Here is an 18,852-nt window from a genome sequence, read left to right as displayed (position 1 = left end):
ACGAGTCGGACATCAAGGACCTGGACGGCATCCTCAACGACTACCCGTACGCCGACCCGCGCTGGACCCTGGAATACCTGGCCGGCTCGTTGCCCAGCCACCCGACTCGCGGCGTGCGGGCCGGATACGTCGTGACGATGTACGCCAGCTGCTGGTACGCGGTCTCCGGCCGGATCCGGACCTCGTCCGTGCTCGACTCGATGATCGAGGGCCTGGAAGTGGTGCTGCCCCAACTCGGGGACGGCACCTGCGCCCACGCGCCGGACGAACACCCCGAAACGGGCTTCGACGCCGCAGGCACAGCCGCGGACGGTATCCGGCTGCGCAGTCCGGGCGGCAGGGCCTGCCACGCGGCATGGCACGACGAGGACCGGCTCCCGGTGCGGAACTGGCTGTGCCCCGCTTTCCTCCGCGGCCTCGCCGAGACCGCGTTGGGCGAGTTGCGGCAGGGGCGGGAGACGCTGTTCGGCAGCCGGGACACCGCGCGCCTCGACGCGGAATTCCTGCGCCCCGACGGAAGAATCGACATCGGCTCGTTGACCGCGTTGATCGAGGACAACCAGTTCGACGAGCATCGCGACGTGCAAGAGGCAGGCCTGTGGGCAGCCCGCCGGTACGCGGCACTGGCAGCGGACGCCGATCCGGTCGAGCGAACCGTTCCACTGCTGATCGCCACCTGGTGCGTCGAGATCGTGGAAATGCCCTACGGCGTAGCGAAAGACATCCGAGACATTCTATCCACAGTGGACGCCCACCCGGCGGAAGGCCAATGCGCCCACGGCGATGCACACCCCACGGAGAACCGAGACCTGCAGCAGCACCTCAACCACCTCTACGCGCCGGCAGAATTCGCAGAACCCGCCGACGTCAGCGCACCTGACGCCTGGCTGTGCCCCCGCCACCTGGCAATGGCGGCACGGCACGCGATCGAGGAGATCAACGAGAAGTTCGAGGACGAGGACGATTACACGGCCGAGTAAGCGATCGCATCGAACTCGCGCTTCGCGATTCCATCCCGAAAAGCGACGAGTTCGTCAGCTGCTTCCGCCCGGACAACGACCGACGCGAACTGTTCGCAGAAGTCATCTGGAGCGCGTTGCACGGCATGGCTGTCTTGTCGGACAGCGGCTGCATGTCCCCGGCTGGCCAGGAGGAACGACTCGATTTCCTCATCACTCAGATCGCCGGCACTCCCAGCGGGCCGACCACGCCAAAAGGGGCGATGGGAAGGCCAAGGATCTGAGCCGAGCCGCTAGAAGGCATTCTGCTGCGCCTGACAGGAGAAGACCCCGCAGCGTGGTAGTGCACGCCGACCTTGAGACGGCCGCCGCAGGCCGGCTGACGCGCTGCCCTGATCGGCTGGGCGGTCACTGAGTTGGCCTCGCGGGAAGCCGCGGCCGCCGCAGTCTATCCACAACCGGGCACGAAAAGGCAGCGTCATGCTGCGCCCAGCAGGTGGGCGGCGTCGGTGTACTGGGCGAGTTTGCCGGGGTCGAGGTCGATGCCGAGGCCGGGTTCGTCAGGGATGGCGAGCATGCCGTCGTCGTCGAGTTGCCAGGGCCGAGCGGTGATGTCGTCAATGTACGGCGATCCGGTGACGTACTCGACGAGGTCCGTGTCGGGCAGCGCGGACGCGAGCTGGAGATCGGTCGCGAGGCCGACGGCGGTGTTCCAGCCGTGCGGGATGAGCTTGACACCGTGGTCGTGGGCCGCCCAGCCGATGCGCCTCAGCTCGCTGGTGCCGCCGACCTTGGTGACGTCGGGCTGGACGATGTCGAGCGCGCCGGCCTCGATCCACGGGTGGAACGACTGCCGGCGGGTCAGCACCTCTCCACCGGAGATCGCGACGGGGGCGAGGCGGCGCAGGTGGGTGTAATCGTCAAGCGCGTCCGGAGGCAGGGGTTCCTCGAACCAAGCGACGTCGTAGTCGCGCAGCATGTGTGCGGTGCGCAGTGCCCACTTGTAGCCCTGGGTCCAAGCGCTGTCGCTGCCGCCGGCGTCGACCATGAGCATCGCGTCGGGTCCGATGGCCTCGCGGGCGGCCGCGACGATGCGCTCGTCAAGGCGCTCATCGGTGCGGCCGAACGGTCCCCAGCCGATCTTGAACGCCGTCCAGCCGGCGTTCCGCAGTTGGAGCAGGTGAGCGCGCAGCGGTTCGGGCTGGTCCATGAGCAGGGAAGCGTACGGGCGGACGCGCTCGCGATAGCGGCCGCCGAGGAGGCGGCCAACCGGTTGGCCGGTGACCTTGCCGAGGATGTCCCACAGCGCGGTGTCGATGCCACTGATGGCGTGTGTGATCGATCCGCCACGCCCCATCCAGAACGTGGTGCGGTGCAGCCGCTCGCTGGTGCGCTCGGGCTCCAGCGCGTTGGAACCAATGATCAGGGGACGCAGCACCTCAAGCGCGCCTCGCACCAAGTTCTCGCTGGTGAAGACGCTGCCGATGCCGATCAATCCGTCCTCGGCGTGGACGGTGACGAGGGTGTGCACCACGTCGTCCTGCGTCAGCTCCTCTTGCCAGCCTCCTTCAGGCGTCGCGCCGCGCAGTCCGGTGGCCCTGACGTCGATGATCTTCACTGTCTCCCTTTTCGTGGTGTAGTGGTGTTCTGATGCGTGGTCAGCTTCGCGGCAGGTAATGCCCTGCACGGGTGCCAAGGTGCTGTCCGTCGTGGACGACGAGCCGGCCGTTGACGATGACGTGGGGTACCCCAGCCGCGTAGCGCCCGGGGAAATCGAACGTGTCCTGGGCTGCGAGGGCCTTGAGATCGAGCACGGCGAGATCGGCGTGTGCTCCCACCTGGACGCGCCCGCGCCCGTGCAGTGCGAAGCGGTCGGCGACCATCGAGGTCATCTTCCGCACTGCCTCCTCGAGGGTGAGGGTGCCGGCCTGCAGGACGTGGTGGGCGATGTAATGGGTGTGGCCGGTGAAGAAGAGCGGGTGGCGCGTGCGTTCGGCGAGAGGTCCGTCGGTGCGGCTGGTGAACCCGTCGACGCCGAGGCAGAACAGCGGATGGGCGATCGCCTCGGCGACGTGTTCGGGAGTGAACAATCGACCCATCAGCTGCACGGCGTGCATGTCCGCCCCGGCTGTCTGGAGGACATCGAAGAACGCGTCCCAACAGTCCTGTCCCCGGCGCTCGGCGATCTGTGGGAAGGACAAGCCCTCCAGTTCCGGTGTCGCCGGACTGGTCGCGAGGACGACGCGGTCCCACTGGCCCTTGTGCACGAACCGCCAGTACCGGTCGCAGTCGCCGCGCAGCCGGCCCCGAACCTCGGCGTCATCCAGTAGCCGTGCGGTCTGGGCAGGACCGTCGGCGAGAATCCATCCCGGTAGCAGGCCGGTGGCGAGGCCGATGCCGTGCGGGTAGGGGGTCATGTCTGCAAGCACGTCCATCCCTGCCTTTCGCTCGGCGGCGAGTCGGCCGACGGCCTCGTGCCAGGCATCCGGCGACGCGCCGGTGTCGTGGCGAACGTTGAGGTGCGACAGCTGCGCACGAAGGTTGTTGTGCCGCGCGATGGCGAGGAACTCATCCACTGCGTCGAGGAGGTGGGCGTCGCGGTTGCGGATGTGGCTGGCGTAGATGCCGTCGTACCGGGAGAGCGCGGCGGCGACGCCGGTGAGCTCATCGGTGGTCGCATCACGCCCGGAGCCGTACTCCAGGCCGCTCGACATCCCGAGCGCCCCCGCGTCCATCGCCTCCTCAAGGTGTCGGACCATCCGCGTGATGCCGTCAGCGTCGGCGCCGGTACCGCGTACCTCGGCTGCATCGCGCAGAGCCGTGTGCCCGACGAACCACGCCAGGTTCTGAGACGTTCCCCCGCCGTGGCGATGCACGACGTCGAGCAGATCTGCGAAGCGGCGCCACGTGACCTCTCCCTCGTACCCGTACGCGCCCAGCGCGTTGCGGGCTGCGTCGACACCGGCCGGAGAGACGGGTGCGTACGTGACGCCGCAGTTGCCGACGACCTCGGTCGTCACACCCTGACGGATGGTGCTCTGGGCGTCGCGGTTGCCGAGGACCGACCAGTCGCTGTGGCTGTGCGAGTCGATGAAGCCGGGGGCAACGGTCAGCCCCGTGACATCGATGCGTTGCCCCGCCTCGGCGCGCAGGCCGCTCTCGACGGCAACTACTCGCCCGTCCTTGACAGCGACGTCGGCCACCCGTGCGGGTGCGCCCGTGCCGTCGACAAGCTTCCCGCCGAGCAGGACGAGGTCGACGGCGGGAGCGATGACCGCGGGCATCAGCGGAGCTCCTGGTCGTGACGGTCGCGCACGCGGCTGAGGAAGGCAAGCGAGATCAGCGCCCCGAAGGTGAGGTAGAACGCTGGGGCGACGTCGACACCGGTCGATGTCGCGAGGAACGTGTTCACGAAGGGCGCGGTGCCACCGAAGACCGCCACGCCGATGTTGTATGAGCTGGAGAACGCGGTCGAACGGACCCGAGTGGGGAACAACTCGATGAACATCGCTGCCATCGGGCCCGAGACCGTGGCGAACAAGACGACGAAGACGACCTGGCCGAGGAGGGCACCGGCGATGGTGCCGCTGGCGACGAGCGCGAAGACCGGGTAGGTGCCGAGCGCGAAGAGCGCCATGGCGCCCATCATCAGCTTCTTGCGTCCGACACGGTCGGACAGGGCACCCGCGGCGATGATCAGCGGCACTTCGATCAGCAGAGCTACGACGTTGGTCGTCAGGGCATCCGCCAGCGGAAGGGCGTCGACGCCGGCCAGGAACGCCGGGAAACTGGTCGCCGTGTACCCGTAGAGGGTCACGCCGAAGACGATGCCGAGCACGAGCAACCAGTTGCGGCGCGTTGGTGTTCGCCACTCGTCATCGGCGGCAGGGACATCGTTCGTGCTCTGCTGATTCGAGCGCACGCCTTCGCCGAACTCTCGGTAGGCCGGGGACTCGTCGAGCTTGAGGCGGACGAACAGCCCGATCGCCGCGACGACGCCGCCGACGAGGAACGGGACGCGCCACCCCCACGCGTCGACTGTCTGCTCAGGTATGACTCGGACGATGACGGTGGCAATGCCGGTCCCAAACAGGAACCCGGTAACCGTAGATGCCTGCACGATGCCTGAGAACAACCCACGCCGGCCAGTGCGTGCGTGCTCGAGGAGATACGTCGCCCCGCCGGTCCACTCGGCGCCCACCGCCAGGCCCTGGATCATCCGCAACGCCACGAGCAGCGCTGGGGCGAGCAAACCGACCGAGGCGTACGTCGGGAGCAGACCGATGAGCAGGCTCGAGACGCCGACAATCACCATCGTCAGAGCGAGCATGCTCCGACGGCCGGCACGGTCGCCGAGACGCCCCAGGAAGATCGCGCCGAGGGGGCGGCACACGAACCCCACCGCATACGAGGCGAGGGCCACCAGCAGCGAGACCGTCGGATCGTCCGTCGGGAAGAAAAGGCGTCCGATGACAGCGGCCATCGCGCCGTAGATCGCAAAGTCGTACCACTCGAGCACCGTTCCCAGCACCGCCGCGGTCGTGACCTTGCCCGGTACTCGATGGCTGGTGTCCGTGCGCGTCTGCCGTGCTGATGTCCCTAGCTTCATTGCCCAGCCTCTCCACGGAACTCCCTGACGAGACGCTGACAGTAGGTCGCAAATGGCAGATGGTCAACCATCGGCCATCTGCTAGGCTGAGGCGCCCAACCAAGGAGTCCTGCACGATGTCGGCACTGCCTGCTTCGCCGCCCGAGTCAAGGCGCGACTGGGTCCTGCGCAACCTGCGCGAACGCATCGCCTCGGGTGAACTCGCTGCCGGCGAAAGGCTCGTCGAGCGCGACATCTCTGCGCACTACGGCATCAGCCGGGGACCGGTCCGCGAAGCGATCATGGTTCTCGAACAAGAGGGCCTCGTCGTCTCGCACTCCTATCGCGGTGCCGTCGTCGCAGAGATCCCCCAGACGGAGATCTCCGAGATTCTCGTGCCGATCCGTCTCGTCATCGAGAAAGTCGCGTTCCGCGATGCGGCGAAGGCGGGGAACGAGGAGCTCCGCGCTGCGCTCGAGGTGATCGTTCAGCAAATGGAATCAGCGGCCCACCCGCTCGACGCGCGACGTCTCGCGGACCTCGATGTCGCGTTCCACGAGACCGTGATCGTGGCCATGCGGCACACGCAGTCGCTGCAGATCTGGCGCACGATCCAGCCTCGGGTGCGGGCATACTTCCTGCGCGACGCCCCGCACCATGACAGCCCGCACGCCGTGGTCGAACAGCATCGCGCACTCCTCGACGCCCTCAGCTCCGGCGACCCGCAACGCGCCGAGGCCGAGATCACCGAGCACATCGGTATCTACCTCGACGACTGACGGCACGACGTCAGCAGCGTGCCGCTGCGACGGCCATCAGAGTCTTCCGAGAATCCGAGGCGATCTGCCCTTGCCGAATACCTCATCCGTGCAGGTGGAAGCAGTTTCCAGGGTTCCGGCCGTGGTCTCTTGCATCGGCGCTCTCACGCACCTGACGGTAAGCGCGACATGATGATCGACCGCGCTGCTGCGACTGGCCTACCCGGCGTCACGAATGCGTTCGCCATGCTGCGCCTGCTGCCTATGAACGATCGAGACAAGGACGCAGAAATCCTCGTCTTGCGCCATCAGATCACGGTGCTGGAACGCCAACTCGGCAAGCAAAGAGTGCGATTCACCCCGAGCGACCGTCGGCGGGCTGGCGGTGCGGATGCCGCCCAGGCGCGCGTCTTCGCAGCCCACAGGCACGAATCGCGCAGCCTGCTACTCCCCAGGCATACACGCTAGGAGCCTGCTAGGACACGAAGCCGCCGACCGTCGACACACGAGCCCAGTGGTGACCAGCTTGTTCAGGAGGTCTGCGTAGTCCAGGCCGATGGCCTGCCACATCCGGGGATACTGTGAATTCGACGTGAAGCCGGGAAACGTGTTGACCTCGTTGACCGTTGCCGCACCGCTGTCGTCCACGAAGAAGTCGACGCGCTGAGGGGCTCGTTTATTCATCGTTGCTGATCAAACGGCCCCAGCTCCAGAGGTAGGTCTGCGACCATGCTTGTGTGATCGTGTCGCTGCTGTACAAGGTCACCCGACGTCTGCTCTCCTTCAAGAAGCTCGTGCTGGGCCTCGCCCGCGAAAACAGCCGATGGGGACACCGCCGGACCCAGGGCGAACCGGCCCGGCTCGGACACCCGATCGCCGCCTCCACCGTCTGGGAAATCCTGCACGCAGCCGGAATCGATCCGGCCCCGCGCCGCCGCGGCCCAACCTGGCGCGAGTTCCTGCCCGCACAAGCCAGCGGTCTGATCGCCCGGCGGGTATGGGCACTGTGAGTGATGCCCAATGATGTTGTCAGGCCGCAGTGGGCTCGTCAGGCCACCTGTTGGCTACGGCGAACTAGTTCACTCCGGCGGGAAGTGGAGCCGGAACAGTGCCCCGCCGCCGGGCGCAGCTTCGGCGGTCACTTCGGCTCCGTGGGCGGTGGCGACCTGCAACACGATTGCCAGCCCCAGGCCGGATCCGGGTAAGCCGTGCGCGTCCGGGGCGCGGTAGAAGCGGTCGAAGACCCGATCCAGGTCCGCTGCGGCGATGCCCGGGCCGTGGTCGCGGACCGTCAGTTCGCGGTCCTGCAGGCGCACTTCGACCGCACCGCCAACGGGGCTGAACTTCGCCGCGTTGTCCATCAGGTTCGTGATCGCGCGGGCGAGCGTGCGGGGCACCCCGTCGATCACGGTGGGTTCGAGGTCGGTGTCGAATGACAGGTCCGGGCGGCGTTTCCGGGCGCTGGCCGCGCACTGCTCGACGAGCCGGTCCAGCCGCACGTCCTCGGTCTCCTCCGGGACCGCCTCGTCGCCACGTGCGAGGTCGATCAGGTCGGTGACCAGCCCGGTCAGCTCGCCGGCCTGGGCGTGCAGTGCCTCGATCGTCGCCTCCCGCTGCTGCGGGTCGAGCCGGTCGCCGCGTGCGAGCAGGTCGATGTTGGTGCGCAGCCCGGTCAACGGCGTCCGCAGCTCGTGCGAGGCGTCGGCGACGAGGCGCCGCTGCGCGTCCAACGACCCCTGCAACGCGCCTAGCGCCTTCTGCAACTCTCCGAGCATGGTGTTGAAACTCGTTGCCAGACGACCGATTTCGTCCTCACCGCGCACCTCTATGCGGTGCTCGGGATCGCGGGTGCGGGCGACGCGCTCCGCGGTCCTGGTCAGGGCGGCCACGGGTGCGAGCCCGGTGCGTGCCACGACGAAACCCGCCACGGCGGCCAACACGATCCCCACCGCTCCGGTGGCGAGCAACGCCAGGCTGATCCGCCGCAGGCTCTCGTCGACCCGGTCCGACCGCACCGCCACCTCGATCGCGGTGCCAGGTACCAAGGGAGCGGTGACCATTCGCACCGGATGCCCCTCCAGCGTGATGTCGCTGAAGTAGGCGTCCGCGCGCCCGGCGGCGACGTCGAGCGTGTGCCGGTCCACCGGAAGTCCGCCCTCGCCGTCGACTTGGCCGTTCGCGGCGACCTTCTGCACGCACGCCGGAGCGGCGAGGAACACGCACGGCCCGGACGGCGTCCACGCACCGGGCGAGGCCTGCTCGTGCCGCACCAGCCGGTTGACCTCGCGGGTCAGCCCCAGGTTCAGCGACCGGTCCAGCTCGTGGGCCACGATCGCGTACCCGGCCAGCGCCATGCCGACCACCGCCACGGCCACCGAGACCGCCGTGGCCAGCGCGATCCGCAGCCGCAGCGGGCGCCTCACAGCGCACCGAGCCGATAGCCGATGCCACGTACGGTGTGGACCAGCCGAGGCTCGCCCCCGGCTTCCAGCTTGCGGCGCAGGTAGCGGACGTAGACCTGCAGCGAGTTCGACGCCGGTCCGAAGTCCCGGCCCCACACCCGTTCCGTGATCGTCTCGCGCGGCAACGCCTGCTCGACGTTGCGCAACAGGACCTCCAGCAGCGTGAACTCGGTGCGGCTGAGCTCCACCAGGCGGTCGCCACGCAGCACCCGGTGGGCCGCCGTGTCCATGCTCAGATCGGCGAAGCGCAGCACCGCATCGTCCTCCGGATAGCTGCGCCGCAGCAGCGCCCGCACCCGTGCGAGGAGTTCGTCGAGGTCGAACGGCTTGACGAGGTAGTCGTCGGCGCCCGCGTCCAGCCCGGCGATCCGGTCGGCGATCGCGTCCCGGGCGGTAAGCACCAGGATCGGGGTCCGGTCGCCTTCGGTGCGCAGCCGCCGACACAGCGTGAGGCCGTCCATGAACGGCATCAGCAAGTCGAGGACGATCGCGTCTGGCTGCCACCGTGCGATCTCTGTCAACGCCTTCGCGCCGTCGCCAGCGGACCGGGCGTCGTAACCCTCGGACTCCAGGCCACGCACCACGGCGTCACGCACAACGGATTCATCTTCGACCACAAGCACACGCACAGCACCCGGATACTACGCCGTGACCCACAGCTCTCATCGAACTCTCATCTGCGGTGACAACTCTGACGAGCGTGAAACGTGACAACGCAATCCGACTGGCCGGGCTGCTGGGCGTGCTGTGCGTGGCGACGACCGCGTGCGCCACTGCCACCGCGTCCGACCGGCCGGAGATCGAAGTGAACGACAAGCAGATCGTCGTCCCGGTCAAGGGCGGCAGGGCCGTGGTGGACACCACGTCGCTAGGCGTCCGAGCCGAGGCCGACGACGGAGCGAACTGGCAGCTGTCCGCCCCGGCGGCCGACGCATTGGGCGCCCCGAGCACGGTGGCCGCCGACGGTGGAAAGGCGACCTGGCGCTACCCGGCCAAGGGACTCACCGTGACGGCCGCCACGCAGGCCGGACGGCTGGAGATGACCGTGCACGCCGACGAGCAGGGCTCGATGACCTGGCCGGTGACCGGCACCGACCGGTCCGTGCAGGAGATCCAGTTCCCACGCGGGGAAGGCCTGTCCGTGCCGGCGGCCGACCCGTGGTGGAACTCCGACGCCGCCGGGCTCGCCGGGGCGGAATTCGGCATGGCCGACGGGCTGACCATGCCGTTCTGGGGCACCAGCCAGCCCGGGCACGGGGCCGGCTACATCGCCGGGTCCGACATCGGCACGTCGCTGCGCTTCGTCTCCGACCAGGGTCGACTGCGCACCGAAGCGGTGCACGACTTCACCCCACAAGAGTCCACAATGGACTACACGATGTCGTTCGCGCTCACCGACGGCTCGCCGGTGGCCGCCGCCCGCGACTACCGCGACTGGCTGCAGCACCACGGCGGGATCGAACCGCTGCAACGGAAGATCGCCCGCAACCCCGAGGTCGGCAAGCTCATCGGAGCCTTCCACGCATACACCTGGGGCGAGGCCCGTACCCCCGAGGGAATCCAGCGCATGCGCCAGCTCGGGCTGAACCGCATGTGGCTCGGCTACGACGCCGACGACCACCCGATGACCAAGCAGGCCGTGGACGCCGCCAACCAAGCCGGATACCTCGTCGGTCCCTACGACTCGTGGGCCAACGCCCAGGACCCGGCCACCGCCGACAACCCGTCGTCCCGCTGGCCCGCCCCGGTCTGGCAGGACGCTTGCGTCCGTGATGCCCAGGGCAAGGTCATGACCGGTTTCGGCGGCCGCGGCTGCTACCTGAGCTCCGAGTCGTTCGCTCGCGCCGAGCCGACCGAGCAGTACCTGGCCAACCGCACCCGCGAGATGACCGCCAACGGCGCAACCAGCTACTTCCTCGACGTTGACGCGGCCGGCGAACTGCACACCGACCACAGCCCGCAGCACCCCATGAACAAGGCCGAGGACCGCAAGAACCGCCTCGACCGCATAGGATGGCTCTCCGGCGACCGGAAACTCGTGCTGGGCTCGGAGAACTCTGGCGCGTGGGCCAACCGCGTCCTCACCTACAGCCACGGCTCCCTGACCCCGGTCAGCGACGGGCTGTGGAAGCTGCAAAAGGACCGGGAGACCTGGGGTGGCTACGCCCCGCAGGGAGCACCGGCATTCTTCTTCAAACCGGTGCACCTACCCGCGGACCTGGCCAAGGCCATGTTCGCCCCGCAGTTCCGGGTGCCGCTGTACCAGACGGTGCTGCACGACTCGGTCATCAGCACCGACCGCTGGGAACTGTCGTGGTCGAAGCTGCCGGACCAGAGCAGGGACCGGGCCATGCTGGCGATGCTGTACAACACGCCGCTGAACCTGGTCCTCGACAAGTCCGAACTGGACAGTCACGGCAAGCAGATCGCCGAACTGCAGCGGTACTTCGAGCCGCTGCACGAGGCCGCGGCCACCGAGCCGATGACCGACTTCCGCTGGCTCACACCCGACCACCTGGTGCAACGGACCTCGTTCGGCGATAGCGCTCTCACCGTCACCGCCAACTTCTCCGCCCACCCCCACGACGGGCTGCCCGCGGGGTGCGTGGACGCGTCGGTCAAGGGCGGTACGCCGCAACGGATCTGCCCGACCGGACTGTGAGAGGAGATGCCGATGCGTCGCGTGCGTGACGTGGTGGTCCTGGTCGCCTCGGCAGCACTGGCGCTGCTCATCGCCGGCCACGCCCTGATCCCGGATGTCGCCGGAACGGGCACGCTGCTCGACAGCGTCGCGCCGTGGCTCGGCCTGGCGATCCCGCTCCTACTCGTCGCTGGACTCCTGGCCAGGGCGCGAACCACGGTGGCGGTTCTGGCCCCCACCCTGGCATGGTGCGTACTGTTCGGAGCGAACCTGCTCCCGCACGCCTCGGCCGCCAGCAGCGACCTGCGGGTCGTCAGCCAGAACCTGTTCGCGGGCAACGACGACCCCGCGTCGACCGCGGCCGATCTGGCCGCGACCGGCGCGGACGTCATCGGTGTGCAGGAACTGACCACCCCTGCGCGCAGGGCGCTCCAGACGGCCCTGGGCGACGACCACCCGCACCACGCGACCATCGGCACCGTCGGCCTCTGGAGTCGCTACCCGGTCGACGACGTCGAACCGGTCGACCTCGGCCTGGACTGGACCCGCGCGATGCGCGCCCAGGTCCACACGCCCCACGGCCGGATCGAGGTCTACGTAGTTCACCTGCCGTCCCTGCGCCCCGGCTCCATCGACCAACGCAACCGGGCCCTGTCCCACCTCGCCGACGTCCGCCGCGCCGACGACTCGCCCCGCGCGATCGTGCTGGGCGACTTCAACACAGCGACCGACGACCGCGCGATGCGCCTGCTGCCACCGAAGGTCCGCCCCGTCCAGCAGGACACAGGCTCCGGCTTCGGGTTCACCTGGCCCGCGACACTTCCGGTGGTACGGCTGGATCACATCCTCCAATGCGGACTGCGACCCACGAACACCGAAGTCATTCGCACACACGGATCCGACCACCGAGCGGTGCTAGCGGACTTCGCAAAGTGAACCAGAAATTCATTGATCACGTTGACTGAGGTTTCGCAGTTATCGGTGAGTTGATCTGGTGAGTGGATGCTGAGGTGCTCGGCGTGGCGGCGTGAGCTGGCCTGAGGATGGAGGAAACATCGGCGTTCCTTGTAACCGTGCCCTTGCCGAATACCTCATCCATGCTGTGGGGCTCGGGAACTCGATGCGGCGCCCCGACCTGCGCTGTTGCCGAACTGGACGGTTCGAGATCATCATGGGACGTTGCTGTCGATCATCTATCAGACCGTGCGCTGCCTGATCAGCTTCGCAGCCGTGCTCCTGCAACGAGACTTGGCCAAGGACGCCGAAATACTCGTCCTGCGGCACGAGAACGCGGTGCTACGCCGCCAGATCGCACAGGTTCGCTACACCCCTGCCGACCGGTTATGGCTCTCAGCGTTGTCGCGTCTGATCCCCGGTCGCCGCTGGACCGAAGCGTTCGCCGTCACGCCGTCGACGATCCTGGCCTGGCACCGCAAATTGATCTCGCGGAATTGGGATTATTCCGCACGACGCGGTCTTCGCCGCTGCCGACATCCGGATCTTGACCAGCCCGCCCCAAGCCCCGCAGGCGAACGCGATCTGCGAAAGAATGATCGCAACCCTACGCCGCGAACTGCTCGACAGGCTCCTGATCGTCAACCAACGGCACCTTCGCCGAATCCTCACCCGCTACCTCCGGCACTTCACTATCTCAGTCGGCATCGGAGGGTCAAGGCGCTGGAGCCCGATGTGCGCGGGCTTCGTCACCGGATTCGTCGAGGGACGCGATCCAGGAGGCGACTTGGGTGCGGGAGGCGAAGCCGAGCTTGCCTAGCATGCGCTCGACGTGGCCGTCCACGGTGCGGGGCGAGATCACCAGGTTCTCGGCGATGGCGCGATTGCTCAGTCCCGCGGCGATCAGGCGCGCCACCTGCAGTTCCCGGTCCGTGAGCGGGCAGCTTCGGGCGACGCACGTCGCGGTGGTGGGCTTGACGGCTGCGTCGATTTCGAGGGCGAGCTCGATCGCCTCGGCCTTGGTCAGATGAGCCAGGCGCTGGGTGACCTTCGCCACCCGTTCCGCGCCCACCGTTTCGACGACCTGTTGGGCCAGGCGCAGGGAGTCTGCGGTGATGTGGGGTCCGAACGCGTCGATGGAGGTGCCGAGCCGGTGCCACACCGCTCCGGCGGCAGCTCCCAGCATGGCGGCGTCGTCCGCTTGCTGGTTGGACATGGCGATCCAGGACATCAGCTCCAGCACCAGGGCCGTGCAGACGCCGTCGGTGAAATCGCGCTGGATCTCCAGGGCCGCCGTCGCGGCCTGCTTGGCCGCGGCCATGTCGCCCGCGCGCCAGTGCTGCAGGCCGCTGATCCACAGGGCGTAGGCGTGATTCCAGCGTTCGCCGTGCCGGGCGCTCACGGCTAGCACCTCCCTGCAGGTCTCCAGGGCGTTGCCCGCGGGCTCCTGGAAGTTGCGCGCCATGGCGAGCTGGAACTGCGCGGTGAGCACCGCGCCGGTGCTGCCGAGCGCCCGGTGTCCCCGCACAGCCCGGTGGTACAGGCCGATCGCCGTGGGCAGGCTGCCGCTGAAGAGGTGGTACAGGGCCCGCCAGTTCGCGGCGTGCGCGGCCAGCTCGGGGTCGTCCAGCACCGCTGCCACGTGCTCCAGCTCCGCCAGGCGGACGGCGGCGGCCTCGCGGTCCCCCTGCAGGAGCGTCGCCCAGGCCGCCACCCACAGCACCGACCCCCGCTCGACGGTGTCGCCGTCCAGCACGTCGAGGATGCGGTCCAGCCATCGCCTTCCCTCGCTGAGCGAGCCGCCGGCGATCCAGTGGTAGCGCAGGAAGGACGCGAGCCGGCCGCCCGCGGGATGCTCGTCGGGCGTGGTGAGCGACCATTCCAGCGCCGCGAGCAGGTTGGCGTGGTCGCGCCGCATGGTGGCGAGCATCTCGTGCTGCCCGGGGCCGCACCAGCGCTCCACCATGGAGCGGGCCTGGCGCAGATAGTGATCGCGCATGCGGCGCCGCAGCACCGGCAGTTCCCCGAGTTCGTCGAGCCTTTCGGCGCCGTATTCGCGCACGGTCATCAGCTGCCGGTAGCGGACCCGTTCACCGATGTGCTCGGCTATCACGATCGACTTGGCGACGAGCCGGTCGAGGACGTCGACGACGCGCTCGGCGGCGAAGTCGCCGAACCCGCAGACCTCCTCGACCGCCGTCAGGTCGCATCCGCCCGGGAAGACCGACATCCGCGCCCACAGCAGGCGTTCGTCATCGGAGCACAGCTCGTGGCTCCAGTCGATCAGTGCGCGGAGCGTCTGCTGTCGCGGCCGAGCCACGCGACTGCCGCCGGTGAGCAGTTCGAATCGGCGGTCCAGGCGCTCGACGACCTGGCCGACTGACAACGTGCGCAGCCGGATGGCGGCGAGTTCGATGGCGAGCGGCATCCCGTCGAGCCGTTCGCACAGCTGTTGGACGGCAAGGCGGTTGGTATCGGTGACGGCGAAGTCCGGGGCGACGCTGCGCGCCCGGTCGACCAGCAGCTGAACGGCTTCGCTGTGGTCGACGCTCGCGGCGTCGTGCAACTGCTCGGCCGTCGGTACCGACAGGGTCGGGATCACCGTGACAAGCTCGCCCGCGATGCCGAGCGGTTCGCGGCTGGTGGCCAGGACGCGCAGGCCCGGTGCCGTTTCGAGAAGTTCGGCCAGCAGTTCGGCGGTGGCCGTCAGCACGTGCTCGCAGTTGTCCACGACCAGCAGCACCTGCTGGGTTCCCAGATGATCGACCAGTTGCTGGGTCGCGGACCGGTTCGACTGGTCCAGGACGGCGAGCGCCGAGGTGAACGCGGAGGCCACCTCGCGCGCATCGTCGAGGCTGGCCAGCTGGACGACCTGAATACCGTCCCGGAACGCCCTGCGGACCCGGTCCGCGACCACCAGAGCGAGCCGCGTCTTACCGATGCCACCGGGACCGGTAAGCGTGACGAGCCGGGAGGCCGACAGACTCCTGCGCACGCCGGCGATCTCCTGCCGACGCCCCACGAAACTGGTGAGACCGCCAGCGCCGACCAGACAACCGCGTCCACTGTCGTCGTGCATGGTCCTCGATGTCCTCGCCTCGGCCGTTCCGCTGACCCTATGTCGAAGGACACTTCGTGCCAAGGACGCACGCCCGTGTTTTCCCCGGCCAGCGCCCCGATTCATAGTCCCGCGACCAGAACCCATAACTTCCGCGAATCAATGCGATCACGGGTTCGAAGTGATGAGTACCCGCACGGGCAGAGGGGGTACCGAAGGGGGTCATCTCACCCAAGACCGCGGCCACGCCCGTGTTCAGTCTTCTATCACCACGACGCGGACCGGTGCCGTGGCAGGCACGGCACCGGCCCGTGCCATACCTCCACAGGCAGGAGCGGGGCAATGTCACATACGAGGAGGAGCCGCTTGGTAAAGGAACCCGGCGGCACCGGATGCGGGAGGAGCGAGCGCCTCGCATCCGCCGGCTCTCCGAGGTGGGCCACGTGAACCAGCGCCACCTCCGGAACGCCTTCGGCCGCTTCGCCACCGGCGTCACGGTCGTCACATGCGCCACCTCCGACGGCGGACGCCACGGCGCCACGGTCAACGCGTTCACCGCCGTCTCCCTGGAACCGGCCCTGTGCCAGGTGACCCTCACCCGCCAGTCCAAGGCGTGCCGGTATCTGAAGGACACGCCCTTCGCGGTCAACATCCTGGCAGCCGGCCAGGCCGACACCGCCTGGCACTTCGCCGGCCGGCCCGTGGAGCCGGAACCCCAGTGGTCCGACGGTCCCCTCGGCCCCGTGCTCACGGGAGCGGCCGCCACGATCTCGTGCCGCCCGTGGCGCACCTACGACGGCGGCGACCACCTGATCGTCATCGGCGAAGTGGTCGAGGCCGACATCACCGATCTGGAACCGCTGCTGTTCCACGCCGGAACCTTCCGCCACCTGGACCGGCGGGACGCGGGCGCCCACTGGGGCGCCTGCCTGGACAGCCCCGAGAGCGGATGGTTCACCGGCGCCCCGGCCTTCACCGCGATGCACGCGAGGCGCGCCACGCGGCACGCCTCGTAATTCCCGATCACACACCTTCGAGATCAGCTAGGAAAGACATGACTCAGGCAGACACCCGCTCTCCGGCCGCCCCGCCCGCGGCGAACGTCCGCAAGACCCGCCCGCTGACGGGCGACGAGTACATCGAGTCCATTCGCGACGGACGGGAGGTGTGGGTCTATGGCGAGAAGGTCAAGGACGTCACCGAGCACCCCGCCTTCCGCAACTCGGTGCGCATGACGGCGCGGCTGTACGACGCCCTGCACGACGCGGACAAGCAGTCGGTGCTCACCGTGCCGACCGACACCGGCAGCGACGGCTTCACCCACCCGTTCTTCCGCACGCCGCGCAGCCGCGAGGACCTGATCGCCGACCGCGACGCGATCGCCGAGTGGGCGCGGATGACCTACGGCTGGATGGGCCGCAGCCCCGACTACAAGGCGGCCTTCCTCGGCACCCTCGGCGCCAACAGCGACTTCTACCAACCCTTCGGCGACAACGCCCGGCGCTGGTACGCCGAGTCGCAGGAGAAGGTCCTCTACTGGAACCACGCCATCATCAACCCGCCGGTCGACCGCGACCGCAACCCCGACGAGGTCAAGGACATCTTCGTCCACGTCGACGAGGAACGCGACGACGGCCTGGTCATCAGCGTCGCCAAGGTGGTGGCCACCGGCTCGGCCATCACCCACTTCAACTTCATCGCCCACTACGGCCTGCCGATCAAGAAGAAGGAGTTCGCGCTGGTCTGCACCGTCCCGATGGGCACGCCCGGCATGAAGCTGATCAGCCGGCACTCCTACGCGATGAACGCCGACGTCATGGGCAGCCCGTTCGACTACCCGCTGTCCAGCCGCTTCGACGAGAACGACACCATCTTCATCCTCGACAAGGTGAAGATCCCCTGGGAGAACGTCTTCATCTACGGTGACGCCGAGAAGGCCAGCACGTTCTTCCCCGGCTCGGGCTTCCTGCACCGCTTCACCTTCCACGGCTGCACGCGCCTCGCCGTCAAGCTCGACTTCATCGCCGGACTGCTGATGAAGGGCGTGGAGGTCACCGGCACCAAGGACTTCCGCGGCATCCAGACCCGCGTGGGCGAGGTCATCGCCTGGCGCAACCTGTTCTGGGGCCTGACCGACGCCATGGCGAACAACCCGGACTCCTGGAAGGACGACGCCCTCCTGCCGAAACTCGACTACGGCCTGGCCTACCGCTGGTTCATGACCCTGGGCTACCCGCGGATCAAGGAAATCATCATGCAGGACCTGGGCAGTGGACTGATCTACCTCAACTCCAACGCCAAGGACTTCTCCGTCCCGGAGATCCGCCCCTACCTGGACAAGTACGTGCGCGGGTCCAACGGTTACGACTCCGTCGAGCGGGTCAAGCTGATGAAGCTGATCTGGGACTCCATCGGCAGCGAGTTCGGCGGCCGGCACGAGCTGTACGAGCGCAACTACTCCGGCAACCACGAGCAGGTGCGCGCGGAGATGCTCTTCACCGCTCAGGCTTCCGGCACCGCCGACGCCATGAAGGGCTTCGCGGAGCAGTGCATGGCCGAGTACGACCTGAACGGCTGGACCGTGCCGGACCTGATCAACCCGGACGACGTGAGCATCCACCGCCGCTGACCGCTGCTGCCGGGGCGGTCCGGTGCCGCCCCGGCCCAGCTCGGAGCAGCACGATGAGCATCACCCGTACTTCGACACCCCAAGGATGCGGATGTGACAGCACAATCGTCCCCGAGCCGCCCGGAATTCACGTCGGCAGCCCGGTCCTCGGGTACTACGTGGACGGGCCTGCGCGACGTGCCCTCCGACTGGCAAGGCGGCGCGGTGACCATGGGCGTCTTCGACGGATTCCACCGTGGTCATGCCGCGCTGGTCCGGCGGGTGCGCGAGCGGGCGGCCCAGCACGAGCTGCCGTCCGTGTTGCTCACTTTCGACCCGCACCCGCTCACGGTGACCTGCCCGGAGCGCGCGCCCATGCAGTTGGCGTCGCTCGAAGAACGCGTCCGCCTCGCCCACGGCCTCGGCATCGACGCCGTACTCGTGCTGCCGTTCACCGCGGCGCTGGCCGGCATCGCGGCCGACGAGTTCGCCGACCGAGTCCTCGGCCACGCGCTCCGGGCTCGCGCCGTGGTGGTGGGCGAGAACTTCCGCTTCGGCCGAGGGGGCGGTGGCGACACCGCCCTGCTCGGCCGCGCGGGAAGGCGGCTCGGCTTCACCTTGGACGCCGTGCCGCTCGTCGCCCACGGCGGCCGGGCCTGCTCCTCCACCCTGATACGCAGCTGCCTGGCGGCCGGTGACCTCAAGGGCGCCGAAGAGCTGCTGGGACGCCCGTGGCGTGCGGCGACCTCCGCGCCGGCTATCGACGACATCGCGGAGCATTAGGAACTTCATTGATCGTGTCAAGCCGCTTGAGGCAGGTTGGG

The 18,852-nt window shown here is 68.3% G+C and carries 17 protein-coding genes; 10 read left to right on the top strand and 7 right to left on the bottom strand.

Annotated elements, in window-relative coordinates; genetic code table 11:
* Nucleotides 1-980, top strand: a 980-nt coding sequence (locus BLW84_RS47910; RefSeq protein WP_218157580.1) for a hypothetical protein, incomplete at its 5' end; no start/stop codon positions are given.
* Nucleotides 981-1,437: 457 nt separating this feature from the next.
* On the opposite strand, the gene BLW84_RS33975 is transcribed toward BLW84_RS47910, so the two are convergent.
* From BLW84_RS33975 to BLW84_RS33965, 3 genes are read right to left on the bottom strand one after another with little or no spacing between them, the layout of a single operon-like run.
* Nucleotides 1,438-2,577, bottom strand: coding sequence for a mandelate racemase/muconate lactonizing enzyme family protein (locus BLW84_RS33975; RefSeq protein ID WP_093273998.1), 1,140 nt, complete (start codon nucleotides 2,575-2,577; stop codon nucleotides 1,438-1,440).
* Nucleotides 2,578-2,617: 40 nt separating this feature from the next.
* Nucleotides 2,618-4,243 carry an N-acyl-D-amino-acid deacylase family protein gene (locus tag BLW84_RS33970; protein WP_093273996.1) on the bottom strand — a complete coding sequence of 542 codons (1,626 nt, stop codon included), beginning with the start codon at nucleotides 4,241-4,243 and terminating at the stop codon, nucleotides 2,618-2,620.
* A complete protein-coding gene (locus tag BLW84_RS33965; protein ID WP_093273993.1) occupies nucleotides 4,243-5,490 on the bottom strand; it encodes an MFS transporter in 1,248 nt (415 codons plus the stop codon). Before BLW84_RS33965 ends, BLW84_RS33970 begins: the two co-directional genes overlap by 1 nt.
* Nucleotides 5,491-5,684: 194 nt before the next feature.
* Between BLW84_RS33965 and BLW84_RS33960 the strand changes: the two genes are divergently transcribed.
* Nucleotides 5,685-6,326: a GntR family transcriptional regulator gene (locus tag BLW84_RS33960; RefSeq protein WP_093273992.1), complete on the top strand. Its 642-nt coding sequence runs from the start codon at nucleotides 5,685-5,687 to the stop codon at nucleotides 6,324-6,326.
* 168 nt (nucleotides 6,327-6,494) lie between these two features.
* Nucleotides 6,495-6,773, top strand: coding sequence for a hypothetical protein (locus BLW84_RS49485; RefSeq protein WP_093273990.1), 279 nt, complete (start codon nucleotides 6,495-6,497; stop codon nucleotides 6,771-6,773).
* Here BLW84_RS49485 and BLW84_RS33950 read toward each other — a convergent pair.
* On the bottom strand, nucleotides 6,750-6,989 hold the full coding sequence (locus BLW84_RS33950; protein ID WP_093273987.1) for a hypothetical protein: 240 nt from the start codon (nucleotides 6,987-6,989) through the stop codon (nucleotides 6,750-6,752). The two genes, BLW84_RS49485 and BLW84_RS33950, sit on opposite strands and share 24 nt — an antisense overlap.
* Nucleotides 6,990-7,042: 53 nt before the next feature.
* Here BLW84_RS33950 and BLW84_RS33945 point away from each other — a divergent pair, with 53 nt between their 5' ends.
* The gene (locus BLW84_RS33945; protein ID WP_218157579.1) at nucleotides 7,043-7,315 is read left to right on the top strand and encodes a hypothetical protein; all 273 of its coding nucleotides are present in this window, start codon (nucleotides 7,043-7,045) and stop codon (nucleotides 7,313-7,315) included.
* Between the two features lie 69 nt (nucleotides 7,316-7,384).
* On the opposite strand, the gene BLW84_RS33940 is transcribed toward BLW84_RS33945, so the two are convergent.
* Both BLW84_RS33940 and BLW84_RS33935 read right to left on the bottom strand, forming a co-directional pair.
* A complete protein-coding gene (locus BLW84_RS33940; protein ID WP_093273984.1) occupies nucleotides 7,385-8,728 on the bottom strand; it encodes a sensor histidine kinase in 1,344 nt (447 codons plus the stop codon).
* Nucleotides 8,725-9,396 (bottom strand): response regulator transcription factor, encoded by a 672-nt coding sequence (locus BLW84_RS33935; protein ID WP_093273982.1) that lies wholly within the window; start codon nucleotides 9,394-9,396, stop codon nucleotides 8,725-8,727. Before BLW84_RS33935 ends, BLW84_RS33940 begins: the two co-directional genes overlap by 4 nt.
* 71 nt (nucleotides 9,397-9,467) lie before the next feature.
* Between BLW84_RS33935 and BLW84_RS33930 the strand changes: the two genes are divergently transcribed.
* From BLW84_RS33930 to BLW84_RS50485, 3 genes are all read left to right on the top strand, one after another.
* Entirely contained in the window at nucleotides 9,468-11,429 is a 1,962-nt protein-coding gene (locus tag BLW84_RS33930; RefSeq protein WP_245761572.1) for a glycoside hydrolase, read from the top strand.
* A 12-nt stretch (nucleotides 11,430-11,441) separates the two neighbouring features.
* On the top strand, nucleotides 11,442-12,344 hold the full coding sequence (locus BLW84_RS33925; protein ID WP_245761571.1) for an endonuclease/exonuclease/phosphatase family protein: 903 nt from the start codon (nucleotides 11,442-11,444) through the stop codon (nucleotides 12,342-12,344).
* 565 nt (nucleotides 12,345-12,909) lie between these two features.
* Nucleotides 12,910-13,182, top strand: a complete 273-nt coding sequence (locus tag BLW84_RS50485; protein ID WP_218157578.1) for an integrase core domain-containing protein — start codon at nucleotides 12,910-12,912, stop codon at nucleotides 13,180-13,182.
* Here the strand turns inward: BLW84_RS50485 and BLW84_RS33920 are convergent.
* Nucleotides 13,078-15,441, bottom strand: a complete 2,364-nt coding sequence (locus BLW84_RS33920; protein WP_093273977.1) for a LuxR C-terminal-related transcriptional regulator — start codon at nucleotides 15,439-15,441, stop codon at nucleotides 13,078-13,080. The genes BLW84_RS50485 and BLW84_RS33920 overlap by 105 nt on opposite strands.
* Nucleotides 15,442-15,863: 422 nt before the next feature.
* Here BLW84_RS33920 and BLW84_RS33915 point away from each other — a divergent pair, with 422 nt between their 5' ends.
* From BLW84_RS33915 to BLW84_RS33905, 3 genes are all read left to right on the top strand, one after another.
* Nucleotides 15,864-16,436 carry a flavin reductase family protein gene (locus BLW84_RS33915; protein WP_177226837.1) on the top strand — a complete coding sequence of 191 codons (573 nt, stop codon included), beginning with the start codon at nucleotides 15,864-15,866 and terminating at the stop codon, nucleotides 16,434-16,436.
* A 38-nt stretch (nucleotides 16,437-16,474) separates the two neighbouring features.
* A complete protein-coding gene (locus BLW84_RS33910; protein WP_093273972.1) occupies nucleotides 16,475-18,049 on the top strand; it encodes a 4-hydroxyphenylacetate 3-hydroxylase N-terminal domain-containing protein in 1,575 nt (524 codons plus the stop codon).
* A 93-nt stretch (nucleotides 18,050-18,142) separates the two neighbouring features.
* Nucleotides 18,143-18,811 (top strand): hypothetical protein, encoded by a 669-nt coding sequence (locus BLW84_RS33905; protein WP_143061190.1) that lies wholly within the window; start codon nucleotides 18,143-18,145, stop codon nucleotides 18,809-18,811.
* Nucleotides 18,812-18,852: the final 41 nt, after the last annotated feature.

Source organism: Saccharopolyspora shandongensis (assembly GCF_900106995.1).
GTDB lineage: Bacteria > Actinomycetota > Actinomycetes > Mycobacteriales > Pseudonocardiaceae > Saccharopolyspora > Saccharopolyspora shandongensis.
Note: the sequence above shows the minus strand (reverse complement) of the source record. Positions and strands in the feature narration are given on the sequence as shown.